We start from the raw sequence: 16,503 nt of genomic DNA on the forward strand, positions 1-16,503 counted from the left end.
CTCGTCTATCAAGAGCTGTGGGGGTTATTACTTGGTTATAACTTGGTGAGACGAGAGGCTAGTCAAGCTGCCGTTGAACACGGACGCTTACCTAATGAAATCAGCTTTAAGTACGCTTGCCAATTTATAGCCAGCCAGCTCAAAATGATGAGTAAAGCGGTGTCTTTAGGTAACACGCCGAAACGCTTAAAGAGCCTTCGAGGAGATTTATCTATCCTCTTTATAGACAAACGCCCTAAGCCAAATCGGCCTAGGGCGGYAAAAATATCAAAGACCCGATACCCTGTTAATCGCTACGCRGCTCCTCTTAAGTGAACTACGTTGCTCGCAATTGCGAGGCCTTTGGTTTTCTATCTAATCAGAAGCGATTAGTCACGCAGTGACGCACCAAACTTCTCAGATACGTGAGCGACGATAGCGTCAACCGCACCAGCGATGTCTGCATCTTCAAGCGTACGCTCTACAGATTGTAGCGTTAGTGCGATTGCTAGGCTCTTCTTACCTTCTTCAACGCCTTTACCAACGTAAACGTCGAACAGTTTCGCATCTTTTAGGAACTCACCACCTTGTTCTAGACATGCTGCAACGATGTCGCCAGAAGCGACTGCTTCGTCAACAACGACTGCGATGTCACGACGGTTTGATGGGAACTTAGAAAGCTGTACCGCTTCTGGAATCACTTTAGTGTTGATTGCAGACCATTCCACTTCGAATACGATAGTACGGCCGTTTAGACCAAACTTACGCTCTAGTTCTGGGTGAACTGTACCGATTACACCTACTTGCTTGTCATCAACGATGATAGCTGCAGATTGGCCTGGGTGAAGCGCTGGATTCGCTGCTTTATCTTCAGCTGAAAGCGCTGCGAAAGAGTAAGCTACTTCGTTTGCTGTTAGCTCAAGAACAGCTTCTAAATCGCCTTTCAGGTCAAAGAAATCAACCGTGTTGGTTTCGATGTCCCAGTGCTCTTCGCTGCGAGTACCTGCGATAACACCAGCAAGCATAGGCTCTTGGCGCATACCGTTTTCAGCAGACTCACATGGGATGAAACGTAGACCGTATTCGAATAGACGAACGCGTGGCTGTTGACGTTTCTGGTTGTGAACCACAGTGTTTAGTAGACCTTGGATTAGGCCTAGACGCATTGCTGACATATCCGCAGAGATTGGGAATGGCAGGATTAGCGGCTCAACACCTGGAACAACAAGCTTTTGCTGCTCTGGCTCAACGAAGCTGTAAGTGATCGCTTCTTGGTAACCACGGTCAACAAGTAGGTTACGGACGCGTTTTAGCGGAATATTCGCTTCAACGTGGTCGTGCATCTTAAGTGCTGCCGCTGGGTTTTGGTTAGGGATATTATCGTAACCGTAGATACGACCTACTTCTTCAATTAGGTCTTGCTCGATAGCTATGTCAAAACGCCAAGTCGGTGCGGTCGCAGTCCAACCCGTTTCTGTAGCTTCAACAGTTAAACCAAGACGCTCTAAGATTTCAACCACATCGCTGTCTGCAATATGATGGCCAAGAAGGTTGTCTAGCTTAGTACGACGTAGTGCCACAGTGTTAGGAACCGGAAGGTCAACTTCTGATTCAACAGCTACAACAGGCGCAACTTCACCACCACAGATGTCAACAAGCAGCTCTGTGGCGCGCTCCATAGCACTCGTTTGTAGTGCATAATCCACACCACGCTCGAAACGCATTGAAGAATCCGTATGAAGACCGTAACTGCGAGCTCGACCACGGATATGATCAGGGGCAAAGAATGCACACTCAAGCAGTACGTCTTTGGTCTCAGCCGTTACACCCGACTCTTCACCACCGAAAATACCAGCTATAGCCAGGGCTTTACTATGGTCTGCTACCACTAGAGTATCTGCGTTTAGCTCTGCTTCGTTGCCATCGAGAAGAGTCAGCTTTTCGCCCTGCTCCGCCATGCGAACGACAATACCACCTTCAATTTTTGCTAGGTCAAACGCGTGCATTGGTTGACCTTGTTCTAGAAGAACATAGTTAGTGATATCGACGACTGGATCGATAGAACGGATACCACAGCGACGCAGTTTCTCTTGCATCCATAGTGGAGTTTCAGCTTGAACGTTTACGTTCCTAACCACACGGCCAAGGTAACGTGGACATGCTGCTGTCGCTTTCACTTCGATAGAAACCGTGTCGTCAATCGCTGGAGCAACTGGAGCAACTGTCGGCTGGGTCACATCAGCACGGTTTAGAACACCGACTTCACGAGCTAGACCACGGATGCTGAAACAGTCAGCACGGTTAGCCGTTAGATCAACATCGATGGTTACGTCGTCCAGGCCAAGGAATTCACGGAAATCCGTACCAATGGCTGCGTCTTCTGCTAGCTCCATGATGCCATCAGATTCTACGTCGATACCAAGTTCAGTGAATGAACACAACATGCCGTGTGACGGTTGGCCACGTAGTTTTGCTTTTTTGATTTTGAAATCGCCCGGTAGAACAGCACCCACCGTTGCAACCGCAACTTTGATACCAAGGCGACAGTTAGATGCGCCACAAACGATGTCTAGTAGCTCTTCGCCACCTACATCAACTTTAGTCACGCGCAATTTGTCAGCATCTGGGTGCTGACCACACTCAACCACTTGACCTACTTTCACGCCAGTGAAAGAGCCTGCAACAGGAAGAACATCGTCAACCTCAAGGCCTGCCATAGTAATTTGGTGTGTAAGCTCGTCAGTCGATACCGCAGGGTTTACCCACTCACGAAGCCATGATTCGCTGAATTTCATTGTGATGAACCCTCTGGATTACTTGAACTGTTTTAGGAAACGAAGGTCGTTCTCAAAGAACGCACGTAGGTCGTTTACGCCATAACGAAGCATAGTCAGACGCTCGACGCCCATACCAAATGCAAAGCCAGAGTATTTCTCAGGGTCGATGCCAACGCTGCGCAGTACGTTAGGATGAACCATGCCACAACCTAGAACTTCAAGCCATTTACCGTTCTTACCTTTCACATCGACTTCTGCGGAAGGTTCAGTAAACGGGAAATAAGAAGGACGGAAACGTACCTCAACCTCTTCTTCAAAGAAGTTACATAAGAAGTCGTGCAAGATGCCTTTAAGCTGAGCGAAGTTTACATTCTCATCAACTAGCATACCTTCCACTTGGTGGAACATTGGCGTGTGCGTTTGGTCGTAGTCGTTACGATAAACACGGCCCGGAGCGATGAAACGGAATGGCGGTTTACCATTTTCCATCGTGCGGATCTGAACACCAGACGTGTGCGTACGCAGCATAAGATCTGGGTTAAAGAAGAAAGTATCGTGGTCAGTACGCGCTGGGTGATCTTCTGCGATGTTTAATGCATCAAAGTTGTGGAATGCATCTTCAATCTCAGGACCAGACTCAGTGTTAAAGCCTAGCTCACCAAAGAATTGTTCAATACGTTCAACTGTACGAGTCACAGGGTGAAGACCACCGTTCTCGATACGACGACCCGGTAGAGTCACGTCGATAGTTTCTTCAGCCAGCTTCGCTTCTAGCTCTGCACGTTGCAGTGCGTCTTTGCGTGCAGCAATCGCTTGTTGAACCGCGCCTTTTGCTTTGTTGATCTCTTGACCAGCAGTACGGCGCTCTTCTGGTGGTAGTTTACCTAGGCTTTGAAGCTGAGCCGTTAGCTCACCTTTCTTACCTAGATACTGAACACGCACTTCATCAAGTGCGACTAGCGAATCAGCAGCTTCAATTGCTGCGCTCGCATTAGCAATGATCTCTTCTAGATGTTGCATCGTTTCCTCATCTACCTTTTGGTAGTGTCCATAAGGGTTCCCGCAAGGGATTTTTGGTATTTTTAAATAGTTTTACATAGTAACGAAAGCGAGGTCTAAATCCAATCTGAAATCGGGATTCGACTGCTCTTTGAGTAAAAAATCAGCTTAATGATTGTTCGAGTTCAATAAGCTCGGCAATTTGGAGCTTAATCGTTGAGGGAACTGGGTAGAGGAAAGTAAGCCCTTTAGGTATAGCACATACGTTGCAGAATATTGTGTGGCTCAGCCATTACAGAATACGCTAAATGTTTAAAAGCAAAAAAAGGGAGCAAATTGAGCTCCCTGTTTTAGAAAAAATACACAACTAATAAGCGTTATGGGCTAACGACTTAGAAGTAATATTCTAACGACACTTCAATGAAATCGTCCTTACGAGCGAAGTACAATAAGTCATCCGGTGTATCATTCTCAAACCACCACCCATCAAGACGCCATTTTAGGTGATTGGTTAGCCGGCTTGAGGCTTCCAACTTAGCGCTGAACACATCACTGTTATCCAGATCCTGAGTGAATCCCAGTAATATTTCGCTACCATCTTCATCATTAAGTGCAAATCGTGAGCCAACGAACACATCATTTTGACCTGCATTTTGAGCATTATTGCCACGACTGTCATAAAGGTACTCAGTAATAAGACCAACATCCCAAACACTGCCTAATGCGCCGACAATGGTATATTCAAATCCTGAAACCAATCCAATGTGATGATCAAAGCTGTCACGATAGATACTCTCGAGTTTCCATAACCAATCGCCAGCAATCCCCTGAACATCAACACCGATTTGCTTCGCCTGTGCATAATAAGGCTTCAAGTCTGTCCCCTGAAGCCGGAAATACGGCTCTCGGTTGGTGCCTTGAAAATAGCTCAGCCCTAGATCCCAGTCACCCAGCATTTGAGAATATCTCGCCGCAAAATCGACATGTTGCTCTTCTCGCGACGACTCATAAATCACATCCTCAGATACTGGCAATGCCGGTCTTAAACGGCCATCCTGCCCAGCAAAAGTACGTTCGCGGAAGTAAGGCAAAACCATGGTATCAAGCACTCCCCAATCTTTGACCGAGGTCAGATGTAGCATGGGTTGTCCTAATTTGTCTTCACCGTCTACCGCCTCAATCGAGTCCGTTTGATTTACAACATCGACCAAATGTGCAGACTCAGTGACACCCCAGAAAACTTTTCCCACTCCAGCACGTAATTCATAGTCATCCCAGTAGGTTAAATACAGCGCTTCTCGTATATCACCGTGACTTCGCTCATCATCTTCGCTATCTAGGCGATAAAATGGCGTGAAGGTAAAATCAGAGCTATCGTTGATCTCCCAATAGAATTCAGGCTGCAGGATGATAGAGCTTTGACCTTTATCTTGCCCTTGCAATCCATCCGAAAAGAACTGCCGATGTTCGAGGTTCATCTGACCTGAGAGCTCAAAGCCATAACAATGCATCGCAAGCATTGTCAGTGAAATACAGGCCGCCACGCGACCTGCTCTACTCCATACTTTGTTCATAACGCCCCTTATTTCACCCTTTTAAGAATATTCTTCTCAAAATCTCGCTCACTCAAACCCGTCTGGAATTGAAGATTACTGGTGGTGAGTAACGTACTTTTCCCCGTTTGGTGGTTCGTCATTGCCATTTTGTGAGCACGCCAATATTTATCTAGGTAAAGTTGATAATCATCAAACTTGAGCGTTTTCAGCAATGAGCCTTTTCGGTCATAGAACTCAATTTGGATTGGTCGATAATGTTCTTTATCCAGCCAGACCTGCTGCTTGGTGTAACCCGAATTCTTATCAGTCGGTATCTGCTTTAATACGAACGTGTCACTGCCATTCACTCGCTCATCACGCAAATAGTGGAAAGTATACTTCTCTAACTCAAACGAACTTAGGTCTTCGTAGGCAAATTCACTACCCATAAACGGGCCAGACTTATTCCGTGAGGAAATGCGCTTAACCCGTTTTAGAGCGGGGAGATACAACCACTGGTCATCAGCATCTATGGTATGCGAGTGATTAAGGAATGCTGTACCTTTGACGTCTCTCGGCTGATCGAAAATCGTCAAACCTTTATCGCCATCATCCGCTACTTCTAATGACTTAAGGCGCATTTCACGAGTACTACTTTCCCCCTGAGCATTCTTGAGGATCATCTGCATAGTTGCGACTGAGTCTCCCCAACCTTCATCACGTGCTTTACGTTCAGTGGCAATTTCAAGCCCTTTTTCTACGTTGGCAAGCGCCACGGGCTGCCCACCAAGCATAAGAAGTGAAGACAATGCAATCGATGTGAACAATGAGTAATTTGAACGTTTCATAGTGTATTCCTTTAACTTTGTGTCTGAGGAGCCGCTGATGGCTGAGTTGGCGTGGCCGCTGATGGCTGCGATTGGTTTTCCTGCGCATAACTTGCGGTATCAAATCGCATTAACAGTGCAGGTAAGAAAACAAAGTCCACCACCAAAGCGATAAAGATAACCATGGCACTCAATTGGCCCATATCCGCATTAAGTCTGAAAGTGGACATAGCTAGAACGGTGAAACCTGCGACCAAAACAATAGTAGTAATCCATAGAGCTCGACCGACTGTATGGAATGCATAACGCACAGCCTCTTCAGCACTTTGTCCTTGTTTACGCGCGCGCTGGTATTTAGAGAGGAAGTGAACAGCATCATCAACCACAATACCCAAGGTGAGTGTGACAACGACAGATAAGCCAAGGTTGATCTCCCCCGATAACAAAGCCCACAAACCAAAACCAATAATTGCAGGTGCCATGTTAGGCACGATGCTGATCATCCCAAGGCGCACAGAGCGTAGTGCAAATATCATCAGTCCAGAGATCAGTATCAGAGTGATAGGCAACGTCGACAACATGCTCGTCATGTTGGTTTCACCAATATGTGCGAACATCAAAGATGGGCTTGAGGCAACAACTTCGTACTGTTGACCATTTTCCTTGAACCAGTCATAAATCCTGTTTTCCAAGGCAACCAGTTCAACGCTGCCTAAATTATCAACTGTCAAGACAAGCTTAATGGATGATTTATCTACATTAATCTGATTATTGAGGTCCAATCCATACGGTAGAGACATCTCATACAACAGAAGATATTGTGCAGCTAGCTCCCTTTGTAATGGCAATTTGTAATAACTGTCATCATCACCGTGCATGTTCTTATTAAGGCGCTTATACACATCGGAGAGCGTTGCCACGTGATCGGTTTCCGGCTGGGTACGCAGCCAATCAGTAAACTCACTGATGGTTGTGAGGAATTCAGGATCGGCTATCCCCTGAGATTCGTGTGTTTTCACTGCAATGCTGATGGTTGTCATGCCGCTGATACGCTCTTCCATAAAGTCAGCCGCGCGTCGAAATTCATTGCGCGAGTCAAAATATTTCACTGACTCGTCGTTAACTTTATTCAAAGGTATCAGAGCAGCAGAGACAGTAATCACAATGACAGACAGCGGCAACAACACTTTTCGATTGCTGACAACCCAATCCCCCAGTTTGTCCATGGAATCGTAAGTCTCACCAGAATCTAACGCTTTCTCCTTCACTTTGATGGGTAACAGTTTGAGAAGCGCTGGCAACAAAGTGACTGAAAGGAAGCACGCTAACATGACACCGAGTGCCGCTAGATTGCCAAAATCCCTCAATACTGGAGAATCGGACATATTCATCATCAGAAAGCCCAGTGCAGTCGTCACCGAAGTGATGACAATAGGCATGAAGTTTATCGAGACACTTTGATCAATAGCATATTGTTTTGAATGACCTTTCTGCATGCTTTGACGCATTGTCGCAATGACATGAACACAGTCTGCGACGGCCAAAGTCATCACTAACGTGGGAATATTGACGGTCGCCGTGCTCAGGAACATACCGGCCCAACCTGATAGCCCCATGGTTGCTGCCACTGAACCAATGATCACCACTAACGTAGCAATCACACTGAGAAAAGAGCGCAGCATAACCGTCAGGAACACCAGTATCACTAACAACATGGCTGGCACTAAGGTCGAAGTATCATCTTGAGCAGCCACCATAAAGGCATGGTTCATCGCGATGATCCCTGCTTTGTGAAATTCAACGTGCGGATATAACTCACCGTATTTGCTCAACAGCTGGTCGACCCCTGCAACCACTTCAAGTGCTTCAGTAGTCTCATCGACTTCCGGTAATTGGACAGTCACATTCACCACGGTCACATCTCCTTTTTCAGAGATAAGCGCATGTTTTATCACAGGTTCGGATAAAGCTATTGCTCTCACTTTCTCGATGCGTTCAGCGGTCAAAGGATAATCTTCCAACAGAAGGTCCTCGACTATCAGATCATCTTCAATGGCTTCGGTGTGCTGATAATTAGCAATGGAGTCAACTCGGCTTGAATAAGGAACTTGCCAAGCATCACGGGTGAGTTTTTGTATCAATTCAAGCGTTTTCGGCTCAAAGACGTTACCACTTTGTGGGGAAATGATAATCGCAAGATTATCGGACTTTGCAAAGGTAGTTTGTATCTCCTCGTACGCTAATAATTGCTTGTTTTTTCCATCAAAGAAAATGTTGTAGTCTCCGCGAAAATAGAGATTCTTTCCCCCTAAAGTCGCAGCAATGACCAGTGCTAAGGTCAATAGGAACACCCATACACTGAATCGTGTGGGTAACGTGAGCCACGAATGCGGCTGATGAGTATTAGAGTTGGCAGATGTCATCACACTCTCCGTTTGTGACGTTTCGTCAAAAGTTGTTATTTAAAAACCAGCAGATGCTGGTGCTTAAGTAACAAAGCTCACGCTTGAAAAATTCAAGCGCTACTGAGTGCCTTTTTTTGACGATTCGTCACTTAGAGTGATAAATAAAACCCATAACGGGCTTTATTTGAACTAAATGGTATTAGCGTCCGACCGATTCTAGGTATTCTAGCTCTTCACTAAAAAGTTCTTGTTCGACCCGGCGCCAAGTTTTTTTGTAATCCCACTCACTTGAAAGCGGTTTCCAATTCAGTCCATCCAACAACATATTGGCATTATGTAACACGGAGAATGGGTCCTGTAAGCGATTGATACAGCGGCTATTAGACGCGTTTTGCGTCAGAGCATTTGAGCCGAAGGCAATTGACCAGTTAGCAAACACAATTGCATCTGAGCTTATTCCCGGAGAAAACTTCAAGTCTCCAGTTTCCACTGCATAGTTGACTAGCTGATCTGCACTTTCAATGACTTGCTCTTCCAATTCATTTAGCTCTCGAACCCGTTCAGACGACGCTTTTTCAAGCACCCACGGGTTTTTTGCCATCAATGCGCACATCGACAAAATCGGCTCCATGCGAGCATAGATACGATAGCCTACATGCATAGCCATGATCTTTTCCCGAGTCTTGCCTTCAAATTCTTCGGCACGGGCAAATAACACCGCTTCGCTTTTCAAAGAATGAATACATAGCGCAACAATCGCGTCTTCTTTACTGCTAAAGTGATTGTAAATTGTACCTTTCGAGTAAGGGCTGGCCGCCGTTAGCTTGTCCATGGTCAGGTTGCTCCACCCTTCCTTTTGAACTAGCTTTTTCGCGAGCAATATCAGTTCCACTTCTCTATCGGCAATCGCTTGTTGTTTTTTGGTTAACCCAAAGCCACAACCTGCATTGTCTTTCTTATCACTTTTTTTGCAGTTAAACCCAAACATGATTATTTCGATCCGTACCCGTTCGTTGCTCCTCAACTCTCCAATTGTAACACGAATACTAAATACGTGATAAACACCATTCATGACGAATCGTCATTTTTGACACTTCGTCATAATAGACCAAACATTAGCCAAACAAAAGGGGTAATGTGAAATATATACATAAAAACGATGATTTATTATCGTGCTACACTCTATGAACTATCTGAGCTAGGGAGACAACCTAACGTGATCAAATACTTAGCCCTACCCTTAATGACTCTCATATGCTGGTTAAATCAGGCATTGGCAATGGACTATGCGGTAGAAAAAGTGGCATCTGGCTTATTGGTTCCCTGGGGAATGACATTCGCAGATGACAATACTTTGCTTGTCACAGAGCGTAATGGACACATATTGTCAGTGGATATCACGACAGGGGAAAGCACAAGATTGATGGGCAACCCAGCAGGGTTATACGCAAACGGTCAAGGTGGATTACTTGACATTGCAATGTCACCATTTGATGCCAACCAAGTTTATGTGACCTACAGCAAACGTACTACTAATGGTTCGGACACCGCACTTGCCACGTTTCAGTTCTCTGAAGGCAAATTATCTCACTGGAAGAATATTTTCACCTCCACTTCCTACTCATCTACCAACCGCCACTATGGCAGCCGCATTACGTTTGATGAGCAGTTCTTATACATGAGTGTGGGTGACCGGGGGGAAAGAGATAACGGTCAAGACCGCAATACCCACGCAGGTTCTATCCTTCGTTTATTGCCAGACGGTTCAGCTGCTAACGGCAACCCTTTCGCCAAACAAAAAGGGGCGGCAAAGGAGATATGGAGTTATGGTCATCGAAACCCGCAAGGCCTGTATTACGATCCCCAGTCCAAAACACTTTGGTCTATCGAACATGGGCCAAGAGGTGGGGATGAGATTAATCGGATCAAGAAAGGAAGAAACTACGGTTGGCCTATTACTTCTCACGGAAAAGAGTACTGGGGCCCTATCAATGTCGGAGAGTCTGAGGAAAAAGAAGGTATAGAGCCTCCGGTTAAGGTTTACGTACCCTCTATTGCGCCATCAAGCCTACTATTGTATCGAGGCAAGAACTACCCAGACTTGGATGGAAAACTGCTTGCTCCATCGCTGAAGCTTACTCATATAAATGTGGTCACTCTTGATGACAATAATCGAGCCGTTGGTGAAACTCGTATTCTAGAGAAGCTCAATGAGCGTATCCGACATATTACTGTCAGCCCCAAAGATGAACTCTTCTTTAGCACTGACCGAGGTAATATATACCGCCTTACTCCAAACCATCCTTGAGACAACTACAACCCATGGAGCAACCTCTGCTCAAAGGTAGGTCGTATTGGCGACCTACCTGCATAAAAAAGATGAACCTCAGCAATCAAAGCAGGCCCATCAATGGATGAAGGAATCTTACCCTGTAAGCAACAAACACTATTATTTATTGCTGCATCATTGCAGGTAATAAGATACCGATAAGTGGAATTTGCTTACCATTTTCAAATACAAGATTACCATCTTTAAGCTCTGCTTGAATTTGATAGCCTTGCTCATTTTGGCTGACAAACTCCATCACAATCGCTTCATCGATACCTTGCTTGATAAAGGGATACTGATCGACTAACCCCTTTGAGAAAAAGGTGTCAAGGTTACCGGTCAAGGAAGGAAGAATCATAGCGGGATTTTGTGTAACGTTACTGGTTCCTTCAGGCACTGTAATTTTCCATGTACTCTCAAACTCACCATCATCACCCAAAGTCAGCGCCATCTTGTTCATCGAGAGATAGAAACCTTTTGAGAATAACGTCTCAACATAAGGAATCGCGTTTTGAATGTCATCAGTAGTCAGTACAGGATTGTTCTGATACATACTGACTAAGTGTTCAAACGAGTCACTGTCTAAATCACCAAACTCTAGATCCAAAACTAAGTTATCCGCTTCACCCTCAGACATCAGGAGTTTACTTGCACTGACAATATGTTGACTATTCACACGTTGAGAAACATCATCAAGGGAAGAAGAGAATTGATACTGGCCACTTTTCATTGAGAAAAGTCGTGCTTGGCTCGAATCAAGTACGGAGATATCGGCGATATTGATTTCTTGGTCACCTAACCAAAAGCTATTTTGCTTTCTGCCCTGACCTGAACCTTTGATATTTGTAAGCAACATTTTCTCGCCGCTATTGAAATCTATCTCCACTGACGGAATATCGAGATCGTAGCTCATCTCACCTAGGACGGTAACGTGCCCTTTGAGCGAAGAGGGCGTCACAGACACCATAGCTCCACCTTCACCCTCCGTCGATTGATGCCAGTTATCAAGATCCAAAACGTAATCCGTATTGCCATTTAGCTGTGTGACCGTGGTCAATGTCAGAGGAAACTGTTCGACATCGTTCAGCGTTGACGTTGCTTTCAAACTCAGCAAACCGTGAGACACATGGCTGTTTACGACAAATTCACTTGGTAGACCATCCATGCCAAGTTGGCTGGCAAGCTCTTGGTCGACGATGGTATAGCGAGTTTGAACTTCAGAAGACAGATAACCGCGATCGTAAGAAACAATTTCCGCTTTCAGGGAGTCATTGCTCAAATGGGCAATCCCGTCATGAATAACATTCTGCCCTATCTGCCCAACCGCTAACGGCCAACACAAAGCCAAAGAGATAGCGCCACCAATAGCGCCGTATTTTTTCAACTGATGCATGTATTTATCTTCACTTAAGTATTTATTGCAGTTTACACCAAAAAACATTGAGTTAAATCAGAGTATTGGCATTCTTCACAAATCGTCAAGGAATCTAAAACCTGTGTCTCAGTCCCTTTGTTCAATCCTTGTTAGAGTAAAACCAGATTGGTGAGTTCAGAAAGAGACGAACGAGAATCGTGAATCAGTATGCCTTACTTTGTTTAGACAACAATCCCATTAGTGTAGAGCAACTGCGACGAGAGCTGAGTCAATTCGCTGCAAGGTTCGATATCCACACTGCAGATACGCTCGATGACGCTCATGCCGCACTCTCCTTTTGTCAGGAAAACCAACAATCCGTCGCCCTCGTCCTTGCCAGTCATCATGAAAACTTTAATGGGGCTGATTTTTTAATCCAACTCGACAAAAGCGCTCACACTCAAAGTGCGCGTAAAATTTTAATCAGCTGCGGACAAGATATCCAAGCCATCTTGTCTGCTGTCAACGAAGGGCGACTAGACCACTGCCTAACCAAGCCTCTCCAAGATAACCTCGTATACAAAACGGTTAAGAAAGAGTTGACCACCTTCGTACTAGAAAACGATAAGGATAACCTTCTCTCTTATAGTCAGATACTTGATCAGCAGCGGTTGCTTCGCTCACATATTGAGTTGAAGATGCGCAGCTACCGAGAAGGGTTCATCACCGACCATCACAAACTCTCAGATCAAGAACTGGCAGAACAGGTTATCTCCGCTCTTCATGATTTTTTCTCAGATACTGACGACACACGTGCATGCCGTACCTACTCCTCACAACACTTACTGACGAAAGAAGGTGAAGAGAATCGATTTCTTTGGTTTATTACCGACGGGGAAGTCGCTCTCTATAAAAAAGATGACCAAGGAGTACAAAGAGAGGTCGTCCGCCACACAAAAGGGAACATTGTTGGAGGAATGTCGTTTGTTACTGGCGAGCCTTCTTTCTCTACGGCACTCACATTAAAAAAGACCGAGGTGATAAAGCTGGATAGAGACGTGTTCGCCAAAGTCATGCACTCAAACACAGCATTGCTCCCCCTCTTTACCAACCTTCTCTTACGGCATTTTAATCGTCGATTGCAGCGTAGCATCAATACCAAACTTGAACTGCAAAAGACTCTAGAATCCTTAGAGTCAGCACACCAACAATTGATAGAACGAGAAAAGATGGCCATGCTCGGCCAGTTAGTCGCGGGAGTTGCCCACGAACTCAACAACCCTATCGCTGCTATTTTGCGTGGTACAGAGACCATTACAACCAACATTGGTAAACTGGTGAGTGATCATAGGGATGAGCCATTGGCGGTACTAGGGGCTGATATTTTATCTAATTCGCTTGTGTCCAAACCAAGATCTACCTCTGAAGAGCGCCTGTTAGCGAAAAAGATTGAGTCTCAAGTTGGTGATCGACGTATTGCAAAAAAATTAGTAAAGCTTGGACTAGAGGAAAACCAAACCTGGCTAAACAATACTGAGCAAGCCAGTACTACAATATTTGATGAGCTAAATACACTAGAACGTTATCATTTGGTTGGTTCAACTTTAAGATCAATCAATGTTTGTGCTCAGCGTATTGCCGATATGGTTAAGAGTCTGAAAGGCTATGCTCGCCCTGACGATGAGACCTTTCGCCTAGCCGATATCCATGAGGGCATCGAGGATACTTTAGTTATCTTTGAAAACAAGCTCAAGATGCATACTGTTGAGAAAGAATATTGCGACTTACCCCCAATACAATGTATGCCCATTGCTCTTCAGCAAGTTTGGACCAACCTAGTTTCGAATGCCATTGATGCTTTACCTAAAAAAGGAAAGCTTTCTATCCGCTCTGAAATTCATCACGCCCAAAATCAGAAATGGGTGGTGATATCTTTTGAAGATAATGGTTCAGGAATACCTCAATATTTACAGCGTCAAATTTTTGCCCTTAATTTTACGACCAAGAAAGAAGGGAATTTCGGGTTAGGTATTGGGCTATCGGTCTGCCAACAAATTGTGAATCAGCATGGCGGTAAGATTGAAGTGCAATCCGAAGCGGGAAGCTTTACCCGTATGTCCGTTTGGTTACCTTTCAAAACGCACAAGTCATAGTAAGGAATTAATATGCCAAAATACTTAATCTTATGTGTCGATGATGAGCGTGAAGTCTTAGATAGTGTCATTCAAGACTTAGAATGCTTCGAAGAGTATTTCGTTCTCGAAGCAGCCGAGTCAGTATCGGAAGCTAAATCTATTATTGAAGATGTAGAAAAAGAAGACGGACACCTGGCACTGATCCTGTGTGATCACATTATGCCAGAGCAAACTGGGATCAGTTTTTTGATTGAGCTAAGCGATAACTCTTCCACAAAAAACGCGCGGAAAGTCATGCTAACTGGTCAAGCAGGCCTAGAAGACACTGTGGAAGCGGTCAATCATTCGAGTCTGCACTTTTACATTGCTAAGCCTTGGCGCGGCGAAGAGTTACGTGATGTCATTAAAAATCAACTAACCCAATATATGATCGAGAACAGTCACGATTTAATGTCCTGGTCTGCAGTGCTCGATACCGAACAAATTTTAAATGCCGTCGCAAAAAACAGAATGAGTTTTGGTGAATAAGTCACTATTTCTTATACTTTTTGGCATATTGATTGCTTAAACATGTAAATGACGACAGAACAATGACATTTTTTGTAGTGTCGGACTGTGACAATGCATTATCATGTCGCGATATGGCAGCACTCCGTTGCACCTGACCAAGGAAATTAACAAGAATAGGTTTTCTTTTGTATGCGTAAAACAATCTTAGCTGCAGCCTTAGTGCTAGCATCTGGTCAAGCTTTTGCAGAGACCGACCCAAACAGCCCAACCGTAATGAGTAACTTCAGCTACGATTATCTGGAAGCTCGCATTGGTGCAAGCCCTGTAACCTTTGGTGCGGCTGCAAGCAAATCTATCCACCCGAATGCTCACGTTATTGGTCGAGTTGATTCAGAATTCGAAGGCGACTACGACGCAGCCGCTGGTTTTGGCTTTCACGCCCCAATCAACAACTGGGCCGATTTCACTGGTGAAATGCTATTTCGTTTAGTGGATTTCGGTGGCAAAGCAGGGAAAGGCACAGACACAGGCATGGAGCTCAATCTTGGCGTACGCCAGTGGTTAGGGCCACAGCTTGAAGTTGGTGGTAAAGCCGGTTATGTCTCCATCGAAGACAATGACGACTGGATTGGTGCAGCGTATGTTCGTTTTCACTCAACAGAGCTGTTCTCTCTTGGTGCTGAAGCTCGCATCAATGATTTCTATGGTGATCAGCTCATGTTCACCACACGCTTCAAGTTCTAATCAAGAACAAGATGCAAAAAAGCCGAGGTACTCAGACCTCGGCTTTTCTTTTCCAGTATGGTATTTCCTCACACTGACTATGCGCAGCTCGCCAATAACTGGCGTTTACGTGGCTCTTGAATTAATTTCCAATGCACGCCATCAATCGCACCTGCAAATTTCCACAGTAATTTGACATCAACATCATTACCGTAAGTCGCTTTGACCTTGGAAAATACTTCTGGCGCACCTAGCTGCAAGAACGTATCAACATCACCAACGCCTGCTTTTTTTACCATGCGTTCAAGAGTCAACTGCATGTTGGGTAAATCACGTAAACGTCGACTCGCGGATGATTTCTTATAGTGACGCTGAGATACTGAAAACTTAATTGAGTTCTCAACAATCTCATCCAACACCTCACTTTGATTATTAAATAGCTGAGTAATGTCGTAGTAATTGACCGTTGCCGTTGTTTGCTTCTTCACGTGACGGTACTTAATGCAGCCCAGTGTAGCCAATTTGTCGTCTAGATATTCTCCACCTCGAATAAACACCTTATCAGCGCTGATTAATGCGAACATAGCGTCTTGCTTGAAGAGCCCCGTTCCACCAAACATTGAACGCTTTTGGAAACTACCAAACTTGTTAACATAATTAATAAATTGTTGCTCTGTCATATCCATTGATCCTTCTAATCTAGAAAACCCCGATTATTTTCGATCACCAGATAGCAGCAGCTTTAAGCGAAAAAGATAAATCAGCCAGCCAAGCTACGGTTTATGTTGTTATTAGCATACTGACTGCAAGTACAATAAATGATAGTTAACGATGAAAAATAAGTCTGTGCACAGCTCACACCAATAAAACTAAATTCATATAAAATCGAGACTAATATCACACAAGTAGGGTTTACAGACTTCACTGGCT

The 16,503-nt window shown here is 44.8% G+C and carries 12 protein-coding genes and 1 pseudogene; 5 read left to right on the top strand and 8 right to left on the bottom strand.

Annotation, left to right across the window (positions count from 1 at the left end; genetic code table 11):
• Positions 1-315: pseudogene (locus L1D15_RS14360) on the top strand (IS4 family transposase); the annotation flags it as partial.
• A gap of 53 nt (positions 316-368) precedes the next feature.
• Here the strand turns inward: L1D15_RS14360 and pheT are convergent.
• The 6 genes from pheT to L1D15_RS14390 all read right to left on the bottom strand — a co-directional run bounded on the left by pheT (position 369) and on the right by L1D15_RS14390 (position 9,510).
• Complete coding sequence (gene pheT, locus L1D15_RS14365) at positions 369-2,774, bottom strand: phenylalanine--tRNA ligase subunit beta (RefSeq protein WP_239876227.1); 2,406 nt, start codon at positions 2,772-2,774, stop codon at positions 369-371.
• 18 nt (positions 2,775-2,792) lie between these two features.
• Positions 2,793-3,776: a phenylalanine--tRNA ligase subunit alpha gene (gene pheS, locus L1D15_RS14370; RefSeq protein WP_239865930.1), complete on the bottom strand. Its 984-nt coding sequence runs from the start codon at positions 3,774-3,776 to the stop codon at positions 2,793-2,795.
• A 371-nt stretch (positions 3,777-4,147) separates the two neighbouring features.
• The gene (locus tag L1D15_RS14375; RefSeq protein ID WP_239876320.1) at positions 4,148-5,275 is read right to left on the bottom strand and encodes a hypothetical protein; all 1,128 of its coding nucleotides are present in this window, start codon (positions 5,273-5,275) and stop codon (positions 4,148-4,150) included.
• A gap of 62 nt (positions 5,276-5,337) precedes the next feature.
• Positions 5,338-6,138 carry an outer membrane lipoprotein-sorting protein gene (locus L1D15_RS14380; RefSeq protein ID WP_239837231.1) on the bottom strand — a complete coding sequence of 267 codons (801 nt, stop codon included), beginning with the start codon at positions 6,136-6,138 and terminating at the stop codon, positions 5,338-5,340.
• 11 nt (positions 6,139-6,149) lie between these two features.
• The gene (locus tag L1D15_RS14385) at positions 6,150-8,540 is read right to left on the bottom strand and encodes an MMPL family transporter (RefSeq protein WP_239876228.1); all 2,391 of its coding nucleotides are present in this window, start codon (positions 8,538-8,540) and stop codon (positions 6,150-6,152) included.
• Positions 8,541-8,721: 181 nt separating this feature from the next.
• Positions 8,722-9,510 (bottom strand): TetR/AcrR family transcriptional regulator, encoded by a 789-nt coding sequence (locus L1D15_RS14390; protein ID WP_239837233.1) that lies wholly within the window; start codon positions 9,508-9,510, stop codon positions 8,722-8,724.
• Positions 9,511-9,765: 255 nt separating this feature from the next.
• Between L1D15_RS14390 and L1D15_RS14395 the strand changes: the two genes are divergently transcribed.
• Positions 9,766-10,830, top strand: coding sequence for a PQQ-dependent sugar dehydrogenase (locus L1D15_RS14395; RefSeq protein ID WP_239876321.1), 1,065 nt, complete (start codon positions 9,766-9,768; stop codon positions 10,828-10,830).
• Positions 10,831-10,975: 145 nt separating this feature from the next.
• Here L1D15_RS14395 and L1D15_RS14400 read toward each other — a convergent pair whose 3' ends face one another.
• On the bottom strand, positions 10,976-12,244 hold the full coding sequence (locus L1D15_RS14400; RefSeq protein ID WP_239876229.1) for a DUF945 family protein: 1,269 nt from the start codon (positions 12,242-12,244) through the stop codon (positions 10,976-10,978).
• A 179-nt stretch (positions 12,245-12,423) separates the two neighbouring features.
• Between L1D15_RS14400 and L1D15_RS14405 the strand changes: the two genes are divergently transcribed.
• The 3 genes from L1D15_RS14405 to L1D15_RS14415 all read left to right on the top strand — a co-directional run bounded on the left by L1D15_RS14405 (position 12,424) and on the right by L1D15_RS14415 (position 15,594).
• The gene (locus tag L1D15_RS14405; RefSeq protein ID WP_239876230.1) at positions 12,424-14,358 is read left to right on the top strand and encodes an ATP-binding protein; all 1,935 of its coding nucleotides are present in this window, start codon (positions 12,424-12,426) and stop codon (positions 14,356-14,358) included.
• A gap of 12 nt (positions 14,359-14,370) precedes the next feature.
• Entirely contained in the window at positions 14,371-14,868 is a 498-nt protein-coding gene (locus L1D15_RS14410; RefSeq protein ID WP_239876231.1) for a response regulator, read from the top strand.
• Between the two features lie 171 nt (positions 14,869-15,039).
• The gene (locus L1D15_RS14415) at positions 15,040-15,594 is read left to right on the top strand and encodes a hypothetical protein (protein ID WP_239837237.1); all 555 of its coding nucleotides are present in this window, start codon (positions 15,040-15,042) and stop codon (positions 15,592-15,594) included.
• Between the two features lie 77 nt (positions 15,595-15,671).
• Here L1D15_RS14415 and L1D15_RS14420 read toward each other — a convergent pair whose 3' ends face one another.
• A complete protein-coding gene (locus L1D15_RS14420; RefSeq protein ID WP_239876232.1) occupies positions 15,672-16,259 on the bottom strand; it encodes a TfoX/Sxy family DNA transformation protein in 588 nt (195 codons plus the stop codon).
• Positions 16,260-16,503: the final 244 nt, after the last annotated feature.

The sequence above is a fragment of the Vibrio sp. Isolate25 genome, assembly GCF_022398025.1.
GTDB classification, from domain to species: Bacteria; Pseudomonadota; Gammaproteobacteria; order Enterobacterales; family Vibrionaceae; genus Vibrio; species Vibrio coralliilyticus_A.